General features: G+C 58.5%; 20 protein-coding genes. 8 read left to right on the top strand and 12 right to left on the bottom strand.

Annotated features, from left to right (window positions below; translation table 11 throughout):
- Window positions 1–3: 3 nt before the first annotated feature.
- The 8 genes from ACEN8R_RS15090 to ACEN8R_RS15055 form a co-directional block, all read right to left on the bottom strand.
- The gene (locus ACEN8R_RS15090) at window positions 4–822 is read right to left on the bottom strand and encodes an ABC transporter substrate-binding protein (RefSeq protein ID WP_018928300.1); all 819 of its coding nucleotides are present in this window, start codon (window positions 820–822) and stop codon (window positions 4–6) included.
- Between the two features lie 426 nt (window positions 823–1,248).
- Window positions 1,249–1,608, bottom strand: a complete 360-nt coding sequence (locus ACEN8R_RS15085; RefSeq protein ID WP_019581954.1) for a DUF6124 family protein — start codon at window positions 1,606–1,608, stop codon at window positions 1,249–1,251.
- Window positions 1,609–2,012: 404 nt separating this feature from the next.
- Window positions 2,013–2,762: an AraC family transcriptional regulator gene (locus ACEN8R_RS15080; protein WP_019581955.1), complete on the bottom strand. Its 750-nt coding sequence runs from the start codon at window positions 2,760–2,762 to the stop codon at window positions 2,013–2,015.
- 71 nt (window positions 2,763–2,833) lie between these two features.
- A complete protein-coding gene (locus ACEN8R_RS15075; RefSeq protein ID WP_192351519.1) occupies window positions 2,834–4,087 on the bottom strand; it encodes an NAD(P)/FAD-dependent oxidoreductase in 1,254 nt (417 codons plus the stop codon).
- Window positions 4,084–4,320 carry a (2Fe-2S)-binding protein gene (locus tag ACEN8R_RS15070; RefSeq protein ID WP_008074690.1) on the bottom strand — a complete coding sequence of 79 codons (237 nt, stop codon included), beginning with the start codon at window positions 4,318–4,320 and terminating at the stop codon, window positions 4,084–4,086. Before ACEN8R_RS15070 ends, ACEN8R_RS15075 begins: the two co-directional genes overlap by 4 nt.
- Entirely contained in the window at window positions 4,313–5,428 is a 1,116-nt protein-coding gene (locus tag ACEN8R_RS15065) for an NAD(P)/FAD-dependent oxidoreductase (protein ID WP_495624174.1), read from the bottom strand. Before ACEN8R_RS15065 ends, ACEN8R_RS15070 begins: the two co-directional genes overlap by 8 nt.
- The gene (locus tag ACEN8R_RS15060) at window positions 5,425–6,357 is read right to left on the bottom strand and encodes a 4-hydroxyproline epimerase (RefSeq protein WP_019649542.1); all 933 of its coding nucleotides are present in this window, start codon (window positions 6,355–6,357) and stop codon (window positions 5,425–5,427) included. The genes ACEN8R_RS15065 and ACEN8R_RS15060 overlap by 4 nt, the downstream gene beginning before the upstream one ends.
- 105 nt (window positions 6,358–6,462) lie before the next feature.
- A complete protein-coding gene (locus tag ACEN8R_RS15055; RefSeq protein ID WP_007935506.1) occupies window positions 6,463–7,134 on the bottom strand; it encodes a GntR family transcriptional regulator in 672 nt (223 codons plus the stop codon).
- Window positions 7,135–7,356: 222 nt separating this feature from the next.
- Here ACEN8R_RS15055 and ACEN8R_RS15050 point away from each other — a divergent pair, with 222 nt between their 5' ends.
- The 5 genes from ACEN8R_RS15050 (at window position 7,357) to ACEN8R_RS15030 (ending at window position 12,030) form a co-directional block, all read left to right on the top strand.
- Window positions 7,357–7,722 (top strand): metalloregulator ArsR/SmtB family transcription factor, encoded by a 366-nt coding sequence (locus tag ACEN8R_RS15050; protein WP_495624173.1) that lies wholly within the window; start codon window positions 7,357–7,359, stop codon window positions 7,720–7,722.
- Window positions 7,723–7,765: 43 nt separating this feature from the next.
- Window positions 7,766–8,770 (top strand): ArsJ-associated glyceraldehyde-3-phosphate dehydrogenase, encoded by a 1,005-nt coding sequence (locus ACEN8R_RS15045; RefSeq protein ID WP_019581962.1) that lies wholly within the window; start codon window positions 7,766–7,768, stop codon window positions 8,768–8,770.
- A 9-nt stretch (window positions 8,771–8,779) separates the two neighbouring features.
- Complete coding sequence (arsJ, locus tag ACEN8R_RS15040; RefSeq protein WP_064616862.1) at window positions 8,780–10,000, top strand: organoarsenical effux MFS transporter ArsJ; 1,221 nt, start codon at window positions 8,780–8,782, stop codon at window positions 9,998–10,000.
- A gap of 338 nt (window positions 10,001–10,338) precedes the next feature.
- Window positions 10,339–10,938, top strand: a complete 600-nt coding sequence (locus ACEN8R_RS15035; RefSeq protein WP_018928290.1) for a trypsin-like peptidase domain-containing protein — start codon at window positions 10,339–10,341, stop codon at window positions 10,936–10,938.
- Between the two features lie 189 nt (window positions 10,939–11,127).
- Window positions 11,128–12,030, top strand: a complete 903-nt coding sequence (locus ACEN8R_RS15030) for a universal stress protein (RefSeq protein ID WP_495624172.1) — start codon at window positions 11,128–11,130, stop codon at window positions 12,028–12,030.
- On the opposite strand, the gene ACEN8R_RS15025 is transcribed toward ACEN8R_RS15030, so the two are convergent.
- The gene (locus tag ACEN8R_RS15025; RefSeq protein WP_018928288.1) at window positions 12,024–12,440 is read right to left on the bottom strand and encodes a hypothetical protein; all 417 of its coding nucleotides are present in this window, start codon (window positions 12,438–12,440) and stop codon (window positions 12,024–12,026) included. The genes ACEN8R_RS15030 and ACEN8R_RS15025 overlap by 7 nt on opposite strands.
- A gap of 380 nt (window positions 12,441–12,820) precedes the next feature.
- Between ACEN8R_RS15025 and ACEN8R_RS15020 the strand changes: the two genes are divergently transcribed.
- On the top strand, window positions 12,821–13,657 hold the full coding sequence (locus tag ACEN8R_RS15020) for an undecaprenyl-diphosphate phosphatase (protein ID WP_018928287.1): 837 nt from the start codon (window positions 12,821–12,823) through the stop codon (window positions 13,655–13,657).
- Between the two features lie 69 nt (window positions 13,658–13,726).
- Here the strand turns inward: ACEN8R_RS15020 and rfaH are convergent, their stop codons facing one another.
- Genes rfaH through galU form a run of 3 tightly spaced genes read right to left on the bottom strand, consistent with a single transcriptional unit; the run spans window position 13,727 to window position 15,544 of the window.
- A complete protein-coding gene (rfaH, locus tag ACEN8R_RS15015; protein WP_018928286.1) occupies window positions 13,727–14,233 on the bottom strand; it encodes a transcription/translation regulatory transformer protein RfaH in 507 nt (168 codons plus the stop codon).
- On the bottom strand, window positions 14,230–14,661 hold the full coding sequence (locus ACEN8R_RS15010; RefSeq protein ID WP_018928285.1) for a hypothetical protein: 432 nt from the start codon (window positions 14,659–14,661) through the stop codon (window positions 14,230–14,232). Before ACEN8R_RS15010 ends, rfaH begins: the two co-directional genes overlap by 4 nt.
- 49 nt (window positions 14,662–14,710) lie before the next feature.
- Window positions 14,711–15,544: a UTP--glucose-1-phosphate uridylyltransferase GalU gene (gene galU, locus ACEN8R_RS15005; protein ID WP_018928284.1), complete on the bottom strand. Its 834-nt coding sequence runs from the start codon at window positions 15,542–15,544 to the stop codon at window positions 14,711–14,713.
- 659 nt (window positions 15,545–16,203) lie between these two features.
- Between galU and ACEN8R_RS15000 the strand changes: the two genes are divergently transcribed.
- Complete coding sequence (locus ACEN8R_RS15000; RefSeq protein ID WP_258613388.1) at window positions 16,204–16,644, top strand: low molecular weight protein-tyrosine-phosphatase; 441 nt, start codon at window positions 16,204–16,206, stop codon at window positions 16,642–16,644.
- A 45-nt stretch (window positions 16,645–16,689) separates the two neighbouring features.
- Window positions 16,690–18,915 (top strand): polysaccharide biosynthesis tyrosine autokinase, encoded by a 2,226-nt coding sequence (locus ACEN8R_RS14995; RefSeq protein ID WP_258613389.1) that lies wholly within the window; start codon window positions 16,690–16,692, stop codon window positions 18,913–18,915.
- The last annotated feature ends 53 nt before the right edge of the window (window positions 18,916–18,968 follow it).

The following is an 18,968-nucleotide window of genomic DNA, read 5'->3' as shown; positions in this document are numbered from 1 at the left end:
ACCTCAGTAGTAGACCTGTGGCACGGTCAGGTTGGTCGGCGGGATTTCAGTGCCGACCCATTTGACGAACAACTCTTTGTAACGACCGGTGCGCACCTGCTGGTTGACGAACAGGTTGAGGTAATTGAGCAGGCCATACTCGTTACGCTTGGCGCCGAGGGAGACGTAGTCGATCACGTACGGCGCGTTACCGGCGACTTTCAGGTTTTTGTATTTGCCCGACTTGAGGGTGGCGGCGGCCACGGTGTTGGTGACCACGGTGGCGTCGATATGGCCTTGGGCAACCGCCAGCAGGGTGTCGTTCTGCGACTGATAGGCGCGGAAGGTGCCGGTGCCCCAGTTCTTCACGTCTTTCTCTAGCGCGATGGCCTCATAGGTGCCGCTGGTGTTACCCACGGGTTTGCCCTTGAGGTCATCGAAGCTGTTGATGCCGGTGTCGTCGCGGGTCAGCACCACCATCTGGAAGGCGAAGTAGGGCACGGTGAGGCCGACGGTCTTGGCCCGTTCGAGGGTGTCGGAAGTGGAGGCGACGATCACATCGGCCCGCCCGGAGACCAGCGCCGGAATACGGTCCGGGAACGGCGTCTCGACCACTTCGGCCTCGACCCCGAGGATTTTCGCCAGGTCATGGCAATAGTCCACGTCGAAACCGGCCGGGTTGTTACCAGCATCGCGGAAACCCATGGGCGGGAAGTCCAGGGTCACGGCGCAGCGCAGCTTGCCTGAACCGATGATGTCGTCGAGCTTGTCGGCCTGGGCGGTGGCAATGAAGGAGGTACTCAGAACAGCGCTGAGGGCTACGGCAAATGCGGGGTTTTTCATAGAGGCCTCGTTGATGTGAAGTGCTGTTGGATATCGTATTGGGGATTTCGTATACGATATTAAATATAGCAATCAACGTGCCCGTTTCCAGGCCGAGGCGTGAATTTGTTGGCAGACCTTGGAGTAGAGGTGTTGCGGTGCGTCAGAGTGACGCCGTGAGGGGCGGGGGCCGCGATGGTGGGTGTTACAGATGGGAGCAATGGTTGTGCGGGGCGCCCCTTTAGGGAACATCGGCGCCCTGCGATCACCCCGTGCTCTGACACACCCATGTGGCGAGGGAGCTTGCTCCCGCTCGGCTGCGCAGCAGTCGCAAAACCGGCATATGCGGTGTGCCAGAAAAATGCGGTTGCTGGATTTGGGGCTGCTTCGCAACCCAGCGGGAGCAAGCTCCCTCGCCACAATAAGTGCTCTCACTACAGACTTTCGTCAGCCCTGCGGATCGAGGTTATCCAGCACTCGATTCACCGCCAGCTCCCCGAGCATGACCACCGATTGAATCCCCAACATGATGTTGCGATGGGGCATGTCCATCAACCCGGCGAACTCACTGAGCATCATGCTGGCTGACGCCAGGGATTCGCAGGCGTTGACCAGCAGGGTTTCGTTATCGACCTTGGGGCCGACGTGGTAAATGGTGCTGGGTTTGCGCTGGGTGTCTTTGGGGGTGGGTGGTTTGAGGTAGTGATCGAGGGCGCGGTCGGCGGCTGCGTGGAGCTTTTTCGAATCGAGGGATTCGTAGGGGGAAACGTCGTCGGTTTCCGGAGGATTTGGCGTTGGTTTGAACATAGATGGAGCTCCAGATATTAAAAGTGGAGCCATCACCTTCGCTACCAAACGAAGAGGTGGTGGCCATACGCAGGTTGGTAGACCGGTCATCTGGCAACCCGGCGCGCCCGAGAGCGCCCTACGCATAGCCACCATAAAAACAGGAGACGAAAACAGTCTCTGCATTAGGTCGCGCTATGCGCCAGAAAACCGGGCTACCAAACCCGATCGCTGTTTTTTTCAGCGACAGGGAAACGATATAGCCCGGGCCACAGGCGCACTAGCCGGCGGATTCTGGCGTAGTCGTAGGCAGAGGCGCAAGGATGTGTAGCCTGGGTGAGTGTCTGGAGATGTCTATTAAACATCGCCTGTTTATTGGTCTTACTGTGGGTTGATCATTCCCATGCTCCGCGTGGGAACGATCCTTAGCGCTGAGTATCGCGATACTGGCTCGGTGACAGACCGGTCAACGCACGAAACTGCCGGCTGAACGCACTGTGGTCGGTGTAACCGCAGCGCAGGGCGATCTCGGTGATCGGCAGGTCGCTGTGCAGCAACAGCCGAGAACCTTCATCCAGGCGCGCCTTGTTGATCATCTGCCGTGGGGTGAGCTGGAACACCCGTTTGCAGTGACGCTCCAGTTGCGCCACGGAGTAACCGGCGATGGCGGTCAGTTCGGCGAGGCTGATGGGGCGGGCGAAGTGGCTGCGGATGTGCGCGTCCACGGCGGCGAGTTTCTGGAACGCGGGGTGATTGGACTGCGGCGATTGCAGGTCGCGGGAGATCCCGGCCAGGCCCACGATGTGACCCTGTTCATCCTTCAAGGCGAGTTTGTGGGTCAGGCACCAGATCGGCTGGTTGCCGTAATACAGGTGCAGTTCCAGTTGGTCGGCCATCTCGCGGCCGCTGGACAGCACCCGCCGATCCTGTTCGGTGTACAGCGGGCCGAAGCGTTCCGGGAAGACCATCTCGGCGGTGAGCCCCAGCAGATCCTCGCGATGTTTGAAACCGCAACGCCGGGCCAGGGTCTGGTTGACGAAGGCGTAGCGGGCTTCGCGGTCCTTGATGAAAAACACCACGTCCGCCAGGGTGTCGAGCAGCGGCGCAATCGGCTGCAGGCTGTTCAACAGCGTGGGCAGATCGCAGGGTTTGAAGGTGCTGAGCGAGGGGTACATGGCGCTGGGGTCTGAGGGCGACCCCGGGATCATAGAGGCTCGACAGCGCGGCTGAAACCCCCGAGGGGGTTTCAGGCTGGCGGGGTGTCGTCCAGGCACATCAAGGTCTCGATTCGGGCCGGGCTGAAGGGCGGACGGGGCGCCGAGGGTTGCCAGCCAAACAGGTGCTGCACCGCGCCACCACACACCCGGCCCTGACAGGCGCCCATGCCACAGCGACTGGCCAGTTTGGCTTCACGCCAGTCGGTGTGCCCGGTCAATGCGCCGTAGGGCACGTCTTCGCAGCGGCAGACCAGGGTGTCGGGGCGGGCCAGGGATTTGAGTTGTGGGTCGAGGGCGAAGGCCTGATTCAGTGCCTTGGCAAAACCCTGCCAGCGCGCTCGACGTGGCCACAACTGGCGTGCCGCTTCAAGGTCACCGACCGCCGCGTGCCCAGCAATGGCACCTTCGACCAACGCCAGTTCACTGCCACCAAACCCGGTGCATTCTCCCGCCGCATAATGATCGACGCGACTGGCCTGCCAGGCATCCACGGCCAACGCCTGACCCTCGATGGCGTAACCCAGTGCCTGGCCCAATTGAATGTTCGGGATCAAGCCGAAACCACAGGCCAGCCGATCACAGGCCAGTTCGACGATTTTGCCCTGCTGTTGCAGGCGCACACCTTCCAGTCGGTCAGTGCCAAGGGCGGCCAGCACATGCGTCGCGGTGCGGTAATGGCGGTCGAACAGGCTGAACGATTGCAGCCATTTGCCAGGCCAGCGGGGCAGTTGTGCGGCGAAACCGGCGACGGCGGTGCGCGAGGCTTGCTCGGCGATGCGCTGGATCTGCGCGCCGTGTTTTTTCGCGGTGGCGGCAGTCGCCAGTAACAACGGGCCGCTGCCGGCGATCACCACGCGCTCACCCTGCACCGGCAGGCCCGCCTTGATCAGCGCCTGCAAGCCACCAGCGCCGGTCACGCCGGGCAACGTCCAGCCGGGGAAGGGCAGCAGCAACTCGCGGGCGCCGGTGCACAGAATCAATCGGTGATAACTGATCAGCCAGCCGTCATCGTCATTTTCGACCAGCAGCTGTTTCGGACCGGGACTGGCGATCACCCGGGTGGCGGCGTGACGGCGAATGTTGCTGCACGCATGCAATCGCTCACGCAGGCGACGGGCCTGATCGGGCACATTGGCTTGAGGGCCGTCACGCCAGATTTGCCCGCCCGGCAGCGGATTGTCGTCGAGCATGACGATGCGTGCGCCACTGGGGGCAGCGGCAAGAGCAGCGGCCATGCCAGCGGGGCCAGCACCGATGATCAGCAGATCGGCGTATTCGTTCATGGGCATGTCTGCACCTGCATGCCGTCACGGCACAGTGTCTGGCAGGCCAGGCGTCGCCGGCCGTCGATGGTCACCCGGCATTCCTGGCAAATGCCCATGCCGCACAGCGGTGCGCGGCGTTGGCCACTGACCGAAGTGCGTGTGCATCCGTCGCTGCCCAGCGCCAAGGCTGCGGCGACGCTGGTGCCCTCGGCCACCTTCAAGGCGCGGCCGTCCAGCAATAATTCAGGCATAGACAGGTTCTCCGAGGAAACGCTGGGGCAGGTAGGGTTGCGCGGCCAGTGGCGGGGTTTCGTTGAACAGCTGCGCCACCAGCAAGTCGGCCGTGCCAGGGGCCGTGGTGACGCCCAACCCTTCGTGCCCGACCGCCAGCCACAAGCCCTGCTGCTGTGGGTGCTGGCCCACCAGCGGCAGGCCGTCGGGGCTGGCGGCGCGAAAACCGGTCCAGGCGCGGATGCCGTTGAGCCGGGCCAGCCCTGGCATGTACTCGGCGGCACGCTTGAGCATTTTCGCCAGCATCCAGCCTTCGACCTGCGGGTCGGTGGTGCCGAATTGCCGTGAGGCACCGATGAACAATTGCCCGGTCGGGCGCGGCTGAATATTGCAGGCGGTGGATGGCCCGGTGGCGTTGTGGGCGCTGGTGACGTATCCCAGCTCCACCAAGGTGTGGGTGACGGTGCCGGGGTAGCGGTCGGTAATCAGCAGGTGGCCCTTTTTCGGCTCGATGGGCAACTCCGGGCACAGTTCGCTGGCCTGAATGCCGTTGGCCAACACCACGGCTTCGGCCCGCAACCAATGGCCGTCATCGAGGTAAACGCGATTGCCATCGACCGCGCTGACCCGCGCCCGGTGCTGACGGATGTTCGGTGTGTCGAGCATCCAGCGGGCCGTCGCCGGCGCATACAGAATGCCGTCGCCATTGATCAGCAAGCCGCCTTCCAGATCCTCGCGCAGTTCCGGTTCACGCTGACGCAAGGCGCTGGCACTGACCAGTTCGCACGCCACGCCCTGGGCTTTCAGGTTCAGGTATTTGCTGTGGGCGACCGCCATTTCCTCGGCGTTGGCTGCCAGCCACAGTGTGCCGTTGTTGCGGTAAGCGCAGCCGTCGGGCAGGTCCGGCGCCAGTTCACGCCAGCGTTGCAGGGAATATTGGCTCAGGGCCAGTTCGGCTGGGTTGTCATCGAGCACCAGCAGGTGGCCCATGCCCGCCGCCGTCGCACCGTGCAGGCCGGCGTCCAGCACCAGCACCTGCAAGCCACGACGGGCCAGTGCCTGGGCGCAGGCGGCGCCGATGATGCCGGCGCCGATCACGATCACATCGGCCACCAGGCCCTCGCTCATGGGCGAATGCCCCAGGCGAACGGGTCATCCTGTTCGATGATCAAACTGGCTTCGGCGCTGATAAAGGCACGGCCACGAATGGTCGGCACGATGCGCTCGCCTTGCCATTCATAAGAACCTTCGAACTCGCTGCCGATGACACTGGCCTGACGCCAGATCTGCCCCGGTTGCAACTTGTCGTCGGCGGCCAGGCAGGCCAGTTTGGCACTGGTGCCGGTGCCGCACGGTGAGCGGTCATAGGCCTTGCCGGGGCAGAGCACGAAGTTGCGGCTGTCGGCGTGATCGTCATCGGCGAACAGTTCGATATGGTCGATCAACCCGCCGTCTTCGCCACGAATGCCCTGGGCTTCCAGCGCTTGTTGCACGGCGTAGGTATAAGCAGTCAGCGCGTCAAGGTTGTCGCCGGCCACCCGCAGGCCATGCTCGGCGATCAGGAAAAACCAGTTGCCGCCCCAGGCAATATCGCCGACCACCTGGCCGATGCCCGGCACCTGCAACACCAGCGCCTTGCGGTAACGGTAGGCCGGCACATTGCGCACGCTCACCGAATGGTCTTCGTGCAGGGTCGCCTGCACCGTCCCCACTGGCGTCTCGATGCGGTGCACACCGGGGCCGATCTTGCCCAGATGCGCCAACGACGCCACCAGGCCGATGGTGCCGTGGCCGCACATGCCCAGGTAACCGCTGTTGTTGAAGAAAATCACTCCGGCACAGGCGCTCGGGTCTACCGGTGTGCAGAGCAGGGCACCCACCAGCACGTCGCTGCCTCGTGGTTCCAGCACACAGGCCGCGCGCCATTGATCATGATGGTCGGCCAGCCGCTTGCGCCGTTCAGCCATGCTGCCGGTGCCCAGGTCAGGAAAACCGGCGGTCACCAGACGGGTCGGTTCGCCGCCGGTGTGGGAGTCGATCACGGTGATGCGTTTCATGGGAGGGCCACGTCCGTTCAGATGAGTGAACGCAAGAGTGGCCTGTGTAGCGGGGGGGCGGCTTGATGGATTTATCCTGTGCCGATGACGAAATCGGCACAGCGGTCAGTGGGCGTGAGGCAGGTGCTCGAACAGGGTCTTGCAGACCCCGGCAATGTGTTCGTCCAGCAGCTTCACCGCCAGCTCCACATCGCCGGCACGGCAGGCCGCGAGGATTTCGCGATGCTCGTGATCGGCCCGTTCCTTGCCGGCCGACAGGCTCATCTGCATGCGCAGGTAGCGCTCCAGCTTGTCGTTGACCGAACGAATCAGGCTGACCAGAAACGGCCGTTGTGCCGGTTCGTAGAGGCAGGCGTGCAGCTCCCAATTGAGCTCGGCCCAGCGGCCCACGTCGTCCTCGCCGATGAATTCCTGACAGATGCGCTCGGCACGGGCGAAGGTTTCTTCGGTCATGTTGGGGATGGCCAGGCGCAGTATTTTGTCTTCCAGCAACATGCGCACTTCGAACATCTGCGCCAGCTCGGCATCGGAAACCCGCGTGACCATCGCCCCGCGATTGCGCTGGAACATCACCAACCCTTCGGCTTCCAGCCGCTTGAGGGCCTCGCGCACCGGAATCTTGCTGACGTTGAACTGGCGGGCAATGTCGTCCTGGCGAATCGGCTCATCTTCAGCGAAATGCCCGGCGACGATCGCGTCGCGCAGATGACGGGTGATGATTTCCGAGGTCGAAGGCGTATTGCCAAGGTCGGGAGCGTTGAGTTTGGGTAGGTTCACGGCGGCGATCGTTTGGAGTGAGATAGCGATAGGGTATACGAAATCCTTTCGCTGATCTTCCCGGGACCGCACGAACGTCAGGACGCTGGTTGTGTTGGTCGAAGATTTGCTGCTTTACCGCATATACGGAAAAACATATATTCGGCAAAACGCATATTGATGAGGCTTGCCTGTGTCGCAAAGCCCGTGTTGCTGTATGAAACCCAAACGCCGAGACCCGAAATGGCTGACTTTCTGACGCCGACCACTGTTTTCAAATGCCTGGCTGACGACAACCGGGTCCGCATGATGCTGCTCATCGCCCGCGAGGGAGAGTTGTGTGTCTGCGAGCTGACCTGTGCGTTGGATGAGAGCCAGCCGAAAGTCTCCAGGCACCTGGCGCAGTTGCGCACCAGCGGATTGCTGTCGGACCGTCGACAAGGCCAATGGGTTTACTACCGGTTGCACCCGAGTCTTCCTGACTGGGTGCTTCAAATGCTGACTGTCGTGCTTGAAACCAACCAGCATTGGCTAAGCGCTGATGCCAAACGTCTTGAAGACATGGGTGAGCGCCCTGAACGGGCAGCCGCCTGCTGTCCGGTTCGATAATTTCAAAAGCCTATCCCTGACAACAGATACAGAGCACACCAACATGACTATCAAAGTGGGCATCAATGGTTTTGGCCGCATCGGTCGTCTCGCCATGCGCGCCGCCTGGCACTGGCCGGAGTTTGAGTTCGTGCAGATCAACGACCCGGCAGGCGACGCGGCGACGCATGCGCACCTGCTGAACTTCGATTCGGTGCATGGTCGCTGGAATGATCAAGCCAGCGCCGAAGGTAACTGCATTGTCATCGACGGCAAGCGCATCAAGGTTTCTGCCAACAAGGCGATTGCCGATACCGATTGGTCGGGCTGTGATCTGGTGATTGAAGCCAGCGGCAAGATGAAGACTGTCGCGGTGCTTCAGGCGTACCTCGACCAGGGCGTCAAGCGCGTGGTGGTCAGTGCTCCGGTGAAAGAAGAGGGCGCGCTGAACATCGTCATGGGCGTCAACCATCAACTGTTCAATCCGGCGGAACATCGCATCGTTACCGCGGCGTCGTGCACCACCAATTGCCTCGCGCCAGTGGTCAAGGTGATCCATGAAGCGCTAGGCATTCGCCACGGCTCGATCACCACCATTCACGACTTGACCAACACCCAAAGCATTCTCGACCAACCCCACAAGGATCTGCGCCGTGCGCGGGCTTCGGGCATGAGCCTGATCCCGACCAGCACCGGTTCGGCCACCGCCATCGCGGAAATTTTCCCGGAGCTGCGCGGGCGTCTGAATGGCCACGCGGTGCGCGTACCGTTGGCCAATGCTTCGCTGACTGATTGTGTGTTCGAGGTCGAGCGCGTCACCACGGTTGACGAAGTGAATCGGTTTCTCAAGGACGCGTCCGAGAACGAACTCAAAGGTATTCTCGGTTTCGAGGAGCGTCCGCTGGTGTCCATCGACTACCGCACCGATCCGCGCTCATCGATCATCGATGCGCTGTCGACCATGGTCATCAACGGCACCCAGGTCAAAATCTATGCCTGGTACGACAACGAATGGGGTTACGCGAACCGCACCGTCGAATTGGCCAGGATGGTCGGTCTGGCCGTTTAAGGAGCGTTGATGAAAGCCTTGTCAGCCCTCGCGCCGTCAGTGCGGCAATACCTGCTTGTTACGGGCAATTACTGGGCTTTTACCCTTACCGACGGTGCCTTGCGCATGTTGGTGGTGCTGCACTTTCACGGGTTGGGCTACAGCCCGTTGCAAATCGCGGCGTTGTTTCTGTTCTACGAACTCTTTGGCGTGATCACCAACCTGCTGGGCGGTTATCTCGGCGCGCGACTGGGGTTGAACCGGACCATGAACATCGGGCTGGGGATGCAGGTGGTGGCGCTATTGATGCTGACGGTGCCAGTCGCTTGGCTGACGATTCCTTGGGTGATGGGGGCGCAGGCACTGTCGGGGATCGCCAAAGACCTGAACAAGATGAGCGCCAAAAGCTCGATCAAGCTTCTGGTGCCCGACGGGCAACAGGGCACGCTTTATCAATGGATAGCCATCCTCACCGGCTCGAAGAATGCCCTCAAGGGCGTTGGTTTCTTTCTCGGCGGGGCATTGCTCGCCCTGATCGGTTTCAGAGGGGCGCTGCTGGCCATGGCAGGCGTTCTTTCGCTGATCTGGCTCGGCAGCCTGATCCTGTTGAAAAAGGACCTGGGCAAGGCGAAAGCCAAGCCCAGGTTCCGCGACATTCTCTCCAAGAGCCGGGCCATCAACATCTTGTCGGCGGCACGGATGTTCCTGTTCGGTGCCCGCGATGTCTGGTTCGTCGTGGCTTTACCGGTGTACTTGAGCAGCGTTTTTGGCTGGGACTTCTGGAAGGTCGGTGGATTCCTGGCGGCCTGGGTGATTGGCTACGGCATCGTGCAATCGCTCGCGCCGCGGATCACCGGCAAGCAACGAGGGCATGTCCCGGATGGCCGCGCGGCGTTTCTTTGGGCGGTTGCCTTGGCAGGCCTGCCGGCGGCAATCGCGCTGGGGCTGAACACCGGGTTGTCGCCACAGTGGGTGCTGTTGGGCGGTCTGATGATCTTTGGTGCGTTGTTCGCGGTGAATTCCTCGCTGCACAGCTACCTGATCGTGTCCTACGCCAAGGAAGACGGCGTATCGCTGGATGTGGGCTTCTACTACATGTCCAACGCCATGGGACGGCTGATCGGCACCGTGCTCTCCGGTTGGGTTTTTCAGGTCTTCGGGCTGGAAGCGTGTTTATGGATATCCAGCGCATTTGTTATTTTCGCGGCACTGATTTCTGTTAGGTTGCCGCGGCATTCCAACGTGCTCTAAATCGCTCTAAAAGTACTGTTTCACGCGTTTTACACTTATTAAGTGCAACTTCCATTTATATTTATTTTGGCGCATGTGACATTTTTCAGGCGCCAAATATTTGAAGTTTTTTATATGTAACGAAAAGCGATTGTTCTTAGCGCAATAAATTCATACACACGCTTACAACCTAGGCCATACATTACCCACCAGAACAGGCAGCGAGGAACAACTACAACAACCTGATCACTAAAAACCTGACACAACAAAAACTAAAATCTCCTTATAAGTCGGTGAACATCATGATTAAAATCATGGCCTACTTTTTAATAGGAGCTGGTATTGCAGGATGCAACGGTATGGTAAAACCCGACTTGTCGGGACCTGCCAACGATTCATATTTCTCAGTCTTCTCAGGCTTTCCCTTGCCCTATCTGTACACCGCCTCGGCCGTGCAATGGAACGAAGACTACGCCGTCACCACCCGCCACACACCCCTTATCCGCAACGTGATATACAGCTGCAGCACCGGTTGCGACCTGGTCTTCATCAAGCACAAGGCTGACGGCCATTATCCGTCATGGCGCGCGCCGCGCGTGGGTGAGCACATCACTGCCGTGGGAACGAGCCCGTATATGACAACGGTCAGCGGGCAAGGCAAGGTGTATCCGGCGCCTTTCATCAACAGTGATGAAGGCAGCGGCGAACGCTATGCCATCCATGATGCCCCGATGATCAAGGGGATGTCGGGTGGGCCGGTTATCGCCAATGACGGCAGCATTGTCGGTATTAATGTCGGATTCTTCTCCACCACACTTCACGATGTGAGTTTTCACCCTGGGGTAAAGGGCGCTGAGCGGATCAGTATCTTTATTCCTTACTCGATCATTCAACGTGAGTGGGGGCTGATGCAGGCACAGCTTAACGATTCGCACGGCACGAAATACGCGCAGAAGTAGTGTTGGGTCATCACCGAATCCGGAACATCGGATTCGGTGTGACGTGGCGCGTCTATCACTCGCTTATTCAATCAAGGCGTATATTGATAGTGTCGATCCCGTTAGTTGAGGCGATAGCCAATCGTCGGTGGTGTGACAGGCGAGAGCGTTGGGGGGAGTTAGATATCCCGGAACGTTTGGAGGTGTTACATGAGCCAATATCAACGACTCTTTCTGATAGCCGGCCCAGCCATGCGTCACACCGCGGCGTTGGAACGAGCTGTCGCCATCGCCGAAGCCACTGGCGCAGCGCTGCACATCACGGTGTTTATCGAAGACTCTCACCTTTTGGGGTTGATGAGCGCCGGTGCGCGGTTTCGTGAGGCCTGTCAGCAAGAGAACGAAAAGTGGCTGAAGGATGAAGCAGATCTGATACGCGGGCGCGGGGTCACGGTAAGCACCGAAGTGCTTGTAACCCGCAGCGCGTTGCAAGAAATCCTTCGGCACGTGGCAGAAATGCAGCCGGATCTGGTGATCAAGGACGTGCAGCACGAGTCTGCACTCAAGCGTGTTTTCGTTACGCCTCTGGATTGGCACCTGTTGCGCGAATGTCCGGTGCCTGTGCATCTGGTCAGCGAAGTCAGGTGTCCGCTGCCGCGGGTGATCGTGGCGGCGGTCGATCCGTCGCAACCCGAGACGCAGATCACCGGCATCAACGACCGCATCATCCAGGCAGCGAACGGACTGGCCATGCAATGCAACGCAGAACTGCATTTGCTGCATGCCTATGATCTGTCGCTGACGCATATAGCCGACGCAGGCGCGGGTGCAGTGACGATGCCAGGCTTCAACAGTGACGTGCGCAAGTCTCTGCATCAGTCATTCATCGCATTGGCCGACCACTTTGGCGTGCCCACCGAGCGACAACACTTCGTTGCGGGCCCGCCCGGCAAAGCGCTGGCTGACTTTGCAGCGCATCACCGGGCCGATGTGATCGTCATGGGCAATGCGCATCGCAAGGGGTTGGGCAAGTGGGTGGGCAGTACGACGGAGCATGTTCTGTATCGAGTGCCCTGCAACATCTTCGCGGTCACGGGGGCAGCGGATCAGTGAATGGAGTCGTTGTTAAATGATTCGCGAGGGACGCCTCGGCGACCGGGGCGGTTTTTTTTGTGGGCGCGTGCCGAGATGTCCTCGAAGGTATCGCTATCGGTTGCCGCCAGGAGCTTGCCACCGTCCTTCAGGGTGGCCATGAAGGTCACTTCCGTGTTGTTGCCCGCGAGCAGATAGCCAGCGATGGCACCGACCGGCCCCAACAACATCGCGCCCGCAATGCCCAGGCCGATGGCGCTCTTTATATTCTTGTTGGAGTCCGTGTTCTGGATCGTTAGATCTTTAAATTCCGAGACCGGGAAGCTTTTCCCCAGTCGTGGCTTAAGGGCCGTTTTGAGCGTGATGGTACCCGAGTGATATTCCCCGTCGCACTGCGGGAAGTCACCAGCGAGCACTATGATCTTTGCCATGTGGAATGTTCTCTTGGGCGATCATTTTTGGGGTAGACATTGCGCGCGTCCAAACTCAAAACGTCAACGAGCTGACGATGAGTGGCAGCCATGGATTCGCGATACACAAGTGTCAGTCTTCCGGGTCAATTTCTTCTTCAGGCGCCCATCCGGCGTCGAGCAGGGCGGGGGGAGGATCGTCCGGCATGGTTATTCCTCCAGTCATGAACGCAAAGCGTAGCAGGCGGGTAGGGCTGTCGAGGTGGTCATAGCCCTGGTCATGGACGTTTTATAACGTTTGCCTCAAGCCGGCAGGTAATGCGTTTTAATTCTCCGTTGACCCGACAGCTGCTCGGAACCAACAACAGACCTTTCAGCCGAAAGGGGTTAACGGGGGATTAATGGACTTCTGGACCACCACGCAAGTATCGATTCTAGGGCTGGTTGAAGGACTCACAGAGTTTTTGCCGATCTCCAGTACAGGCCATCAGATTATTGCCGCGGACTTGCTCGACTTTGGCGGTGAGCGAGCCATGGCGTTCAATATCATTATTCAGTTGGGCGCTATTCTGGCGGTCGTCTGGGAGTTCCGTCACAAGATTCTGGACATCACCACGGGTTTGCCGACCCAGCGTAATGCGCAACGTTTTACTCTGAATTTGCTGATCGGTTTCTTGCCGGCGGTGGTGCTGGGGGTGATGTTCGCCGACAAAATCCATCAATATCTGTTCAACCCGATCACCGTGGCCGTGGCGCTGGTGATCGGCGGGATCATCATGTTGTGGGCTGAACAGCGTGAGCACGTGGTAGTGGTCGATCACGTTGACGAGATGCGCTGGACCGATGCCTTGAAAGTCGGATGTGCACAATGCCTGGCGATGATTCCCGGCACTTCGCGTTCGGGATCGACGATTATCGGCGGGTTGCTGTTTGGCCTGTCACGCAAGACGGCCACCGAGTTTTCGTTCTTCCTGGCGATGCCGACAATGGTGGGGGCCGCGGTGTACTCGGGCTATAAATATCGCGACCTGTTCCAGGCCGCAGATTTGCCGGTGTTTGCCCTGGGATTTGTCGCCGCTTTCGTCTTTGCGATGATTGCCGTGCGCGGGTTGCTCAAGTTCATCGCCAACCATAGTTATGCGGTGTTTGCCTGGTACCGGATCGCCTTCGGTTTACTGATTCTGGCGACGTGGTTTTTGGGTTGGGTGGACTGGAATCACCTCTCGGAAGGGGCGTAGGTTTTCCTGTGTTGATAAAAAACGCCGCTTGTTGTTGAGCGGCGTTTTTGTGTAAGCAGCTAAAAGCATCTAAAGCTTGTTGACCCGCGCCAGTGGCAGGCTGATTTGCTGTTCACGCTGCAGCAAATTCATCATCAGCAGTACCCGTTCTTCACCGTCCATGGCCAGGAACACCGCTTCGAGATCGCAGAACGGACCTTCAGTGATGCGCACCGCATCTCCGTGTTTCAACAGCGTGGTCACGATCGCCTGGCTGTCTGGTTCCTGGAGTTCGTCGATCAGCGCATCGCGGATCGGCAATGGCTGACCGCCAAACCCGACGACCCGCGAAACGCCGCGGGTCGAGCGCAGTGGACCCCAGCTGTCCTGAAGGCTCAGTTGAATAAACAGGTAGCCCGGAAACAGCGACTCGCTGATCACTCGACGTTGCCCGCGCAACATGCGCTCACGTCTGTAGGTCTTGCGAAAGCATGCATAGCCTTGGCGCTGCAAATGTTCTTCGGCGCGCTCATCTTGTTTGGGCTTGCACTGGACCAGGTACCAGGCTTTGGTGGAGTGTTCGGCAATCGCGTTCATTCAAATGCCCTCCCTGCATCGATCTGCCCCAGCAGCTCGGCGGTTTTGCGCTGCAGGAGCGAGCTGTCGCCCCGACTTTCCACGGTCAGGCAAGCTACGCAACCCTCGCCCGAGAGGCGCAAGCTGAAGCGCCAGTCGGCAAAGACCAGGTTCAGCCCGCTGCTTTCGTTGAGGTCAAGGGCATCGCGGGCATAACGCTGCTTGATGCTCGCCAGCAGCGCCGGACCATCCTTGACTTGGCGGCGGATCTCCCCGGAGGAGGGGAACGCGCCGATGCGTTCCACCAGCAGTACCGGTGGTTTTCGCACGCGGGGGAAAATCAGTTCCGACGCATAGGCGCGCACGATGCGGTACGCGAGGTTGTGCTTAAGGTCAGCGCTATACGGGTGGCGACTGTCATCTGCCTTGAAACCGCTCAACGTATTCATAGAGGCTTCGTCCATAAGGTGATAAAGACCATATCGGGGGACAGCAACATCACAGGGCGTTTTGATGCAGATGCTCGAAGCAGAAGTTGGTGGCTTCGATATAACCTTCGGCACCGCCACAGTCGAAGCGTCGCCCCTCGAACTTGTAAGCCAGTACGCAGCCGTTCTGGGCCTGCTTCATCAGCGCATCGGTGATCTGGATTTCACCGCCCTTGCCAGGTTCGGTGTCAGCGATCAGGTCGAAGATGTCGGGGGTCAGAATGTATCGACCGATGATTGCCAGGTTGGACGGAGCGTCTTCCGGACGGGGCTTTTCGACCATGCTGTTGACCCGGTAAATCCCCTCGCGAATCAACTCGCCGGCAATCACGCCGTACTTCTGAGTCTGCTCGCGGGGTACTTCCTGGATCGCCACGATCGAACAGCGGAACTGCTCATAAAGCTTGAGCATTTGCGCCAGAACTCCATCCCCCTCCAGGTTCAGGCACAGGTCGTCGGCCAGCACCACGGCGAATGGCTCATCACCGATCAACGAGCGGCCGCTGAGAATGGCGTGCCCCAGGCCTTTCATTTCCACCTGACGAGTGTAGGAAAAGCTGCAGGTATCGATCAGCTCGCGAGTGCCGTGCAGGAACTTTTCCTTATCGGTGCCACGAATCTGGTGCTCCAGCTCGTAGCTGGTATCGAAATGATCCTCCAGCGCGCGCTTGCCGCGACCGGTGACGATGGCCATGTGTTGCAGGCCGGCGTCACGCGCTTCCTCGACGGCATACTGGATCAGCGGCTTACTGACGATCGGCAGCATCTCCTTCGGCATGGCCTTGGTGGCGGGTAAAAAGCGGGTTCCATAGCCGGCGGCGGGGAACAGGCATTTACGAATCATGGAAGCGTCCTTGAAAGTAGACTGACGGAGTGGCTAATGGCAGTAGGAAAGGTTCGATCCAGGCTGGCCGAACCGGTCACGCTGGGGAGTGCGGGCTCGAAGCGGTCCGGTCACTCGAGAAAAATGTTCGCAACGCGTCAGGGGCTGCGAATGGTCTGCACGCCATGCTTCTCGCCAGGCGCGGGTAGGGGAGGCATTGAGCAGCCGATTGGCCGGCGAGCATGCCCGGTTGTTCCACGGTAAGCTCGCGACGTAACCCGCTGTAAATAGAGTTATTGCCCGAGGCGTCCCTTACCCAACTACTAACCAAATGTTCGACACCCTGGCAATGCATTAGCGGAACGGCTATACATTAGTCATTCGCTATTTCAGTGTAATTTAGATTGAACGGTCGCCAGAAAACGACAACCGTTAGAATTTGTCCGGATAAATTCGCTAACTGTTATTTTCATACCCTGAAGAGTGTGATGTTATTTTTTGTCGGGATAAAAAGTTGGGGGCTGTTCAAACGTCATGGTAATAAATACGCATTGATTGTCTGAAGGTTTCAGTCGCAGTTCCTGGCCATTATAAGTGCCCGGGCTCATTCGTAATTTAAAGCTCTTATGTTCGGCAAGTGCTAGGTCACCGCCAATGTTGACAAGACGGGGAAGGTCATCTTGCTTAAAAGGGTTTTGATTGTCTGTGTTGGCAATATATGCCGCAGTCCCACCGCGGAGCATTTGCTGCGTGGGGCACTCGTCCATTCCGATATTCAGGTCAGTTCAGCCGGCCTTGCCGCCCTGACGGGCAAGCCCATCGAGGCGACAGCACACGCCGTACTCACGGAGCATGGTCATCTGCCCCGTGAGCACCAGGCCGTTCAGCTCACTTCTCAAGCCGTCAGTGAGGCGGACTTGATTCTAGTGATGGAGCGACGGCATGTCAGTGGCGTGCTCAACATTGCGCCTGAAGCGCGGGGCAAAGTGTTGTTGTTGGGCAAATGGCAGGACGATCGAGAGATCAGCGACCCCTACCGTCAAGGCAAACCTGCTTTTGTGCACGCTTATGCGTTGATCGAAGAAGCCGTACACGCATGGGCACAGCGTCTGGCACGCTGATGGCCACTCCTTTTTGAATCGTAATCAAGGCAAAGAATCCGACTTATGCAGCAAGCACCGGTAGTCAACGTGCGGGACGACGACAATGACGAGATTGATCTTCTCGGCCTGTTTGGAACACTCATCGACCATAAATGGCTGATTGCCGCGGTTACAGGCGCCTTCATGGTCGCAGGGGCCGCGTACGCAGTGCTGGCTACACCGGTATTTCAGGCGAATGCGCTGTTGCAGGTCGAAGCGAAGAAGAACGATCTGTTAGGTTTCTCCGATGTCAGCAGCATGTTGGGAAAAGAGTCGCCTTCGGTGACCGAGATCGAGCTGATCAAGTCTCGTGCGGTGATTGGTAAAACGGTCGATAACCTGAAACTTGATATCGTCATACGACCAATGTATTTCCCGGTTTTCGGTGAGTTCCTGGCGCGTCGATTCCAGAATAAAAATCCCGGTGAAATAGCCGAACCCTTGTTGGGGTTGAACAGTTTCGCGTGGGGAGGGGAGTCGCTGAAGATATTCAAACTGGATCTCCCCGACTCGCAACTGGGCAAGAAATTGACCCTGACTGCGGGTGAAAATGGTCATTTCACGTTGGTGGATGAAGATGACAACCTATTGGCCGCCAGTCGGGCCGGAGAGCTTTTCGAGCAAAATGGCGTAACGTTTCAAATAGAGGAAATGCATGCCAATCCTGGGACTCGCTTCAGAGTCATCCGCAATTCTCGCTTGACCAGCATCCTCGACTACCAAGAGGATTTGGATGTATCCGAGCGCGGAAAAGAGTCGGGCATGATCGGGCTGGCGCTGGAAAGCACAGATCCGAATCAGGCCATTGAAACACTCAATGAAATAGCCGCTATTTATGTGCGGCAGAACGTAGAGCGCACTTCAGCTGAGGCGGCGCAGAGCCTGACGTTTCTCAAAGAGCAACTTCCGGTGGTCAAAAAGGACCTAGAAAAAGCCGGGAATGCCTTGAATGAATACCAGACGCGCAGCAAGTCCGTGGATATCACGCTAGAAACCAAAGCCATTCTTGATCAAATAGTCGGGCTCGATACCAATATTTCCGAATTGAAGTTGCAGCAAGCCGAGATGGACCGCAAGTTCACCCGTCAACATCCTGCCTATCGCGCATTGTTGACCCAGATCGGTGAGTTGAGCAGCAAGCAGAAAAGTTTGGCGTCCAAAGTGGAGAGCCTTCCCTCTACCCAACAAGAATTGCTTAGCCTTACCCGGGATGTAGAGGTCGGTACGGCCATTTACACCCAGCTGCTGAATAAGTCTCAGGAACTGGATGTGATGCGAGCGGGGACCGTGGGTAACGTGCGTGTGATCGATACTGCGGACGTTAATTTCCTCAAACCGGTCAAACCGAAAAAAGCCTTGATTGTATTGGTTGCTACGATTTTTGGCGGCCTCCTGGCAGTGGCCTTGGTGCTGGTACGCAGGGCTCTGAACCGGGGGCTCGAAAGTCCGGAAGCCATCGAGCAACTGGGGTTGCCGGTTTACGCGTCGATTCCCTACAGCATTCTGCAGAAAACCGAAGAAGACAAAGTCTCCCGCGGACGAGGGCGTTCCAATGGGACCTCATTGCTGGCCGTCACTCATCCTACCGATTTGGCAATCGAGGCATTGCGCAGCTTGCGTACCAGTCTGCACTTCGCCATGCATGAGGCCGACAATAACCGCTTGATGATTTCCGGGCCCAGTCCTCAGGTGGGTAAAACGTTCGTGTCGGTCAACCTCGCGGTGGTGATAGCACAAACCGGTATGCGGGTATTGTTGATCGACGTCGACATGCGCAAGGGTTATCTGCACAAAGTGTTGGGTGCTACTTCAGACAATGGGCTCTCCGATATCCTGGCCCGGCGCTGCGATGTGGCCACGGCTATTCATAAGACCGCAATCGACAACTTCGATTTTGTCAGTCGAGGCCAAATCCCGCCCAATCCTTCCGAGCTACTGATGCACGCCAATTTCAGCGCGTTATTGGAGCAGGCGAGCAAGCAATACGATCTGGTGATTCTCGATACGCCGCCACTCCTGGCTGTGACAGATGCGGCGATTGTCGGGCGCCTGTCCGGGACGAACCTGATTGTGACGCGCTATGGACTGAATCCGGCGAAAGAAATCGAGTTGACGGTCCGTCGGTTCTCCCAGAATGGCGTTGCCATTAAAGGTGCGATTTTCAACGGCGTGGAGAAAAAAGCCTCCAACAGGTATGGCTACAGTGATTATGGTTATTACCACTATGCCTACGCCTCCGACAAAAACTGACGAAGTTCGAAAGGTCGCGTTATAAGTTCAGATGCTTGACGGCGCTCCTATTA

This window comes from Pseudomonas sp. Pseusp15 (genome assembly GCF_059492165.1).
This window is presented reverse-complemented; position numbering and strand designations above follow the sequence as displayed.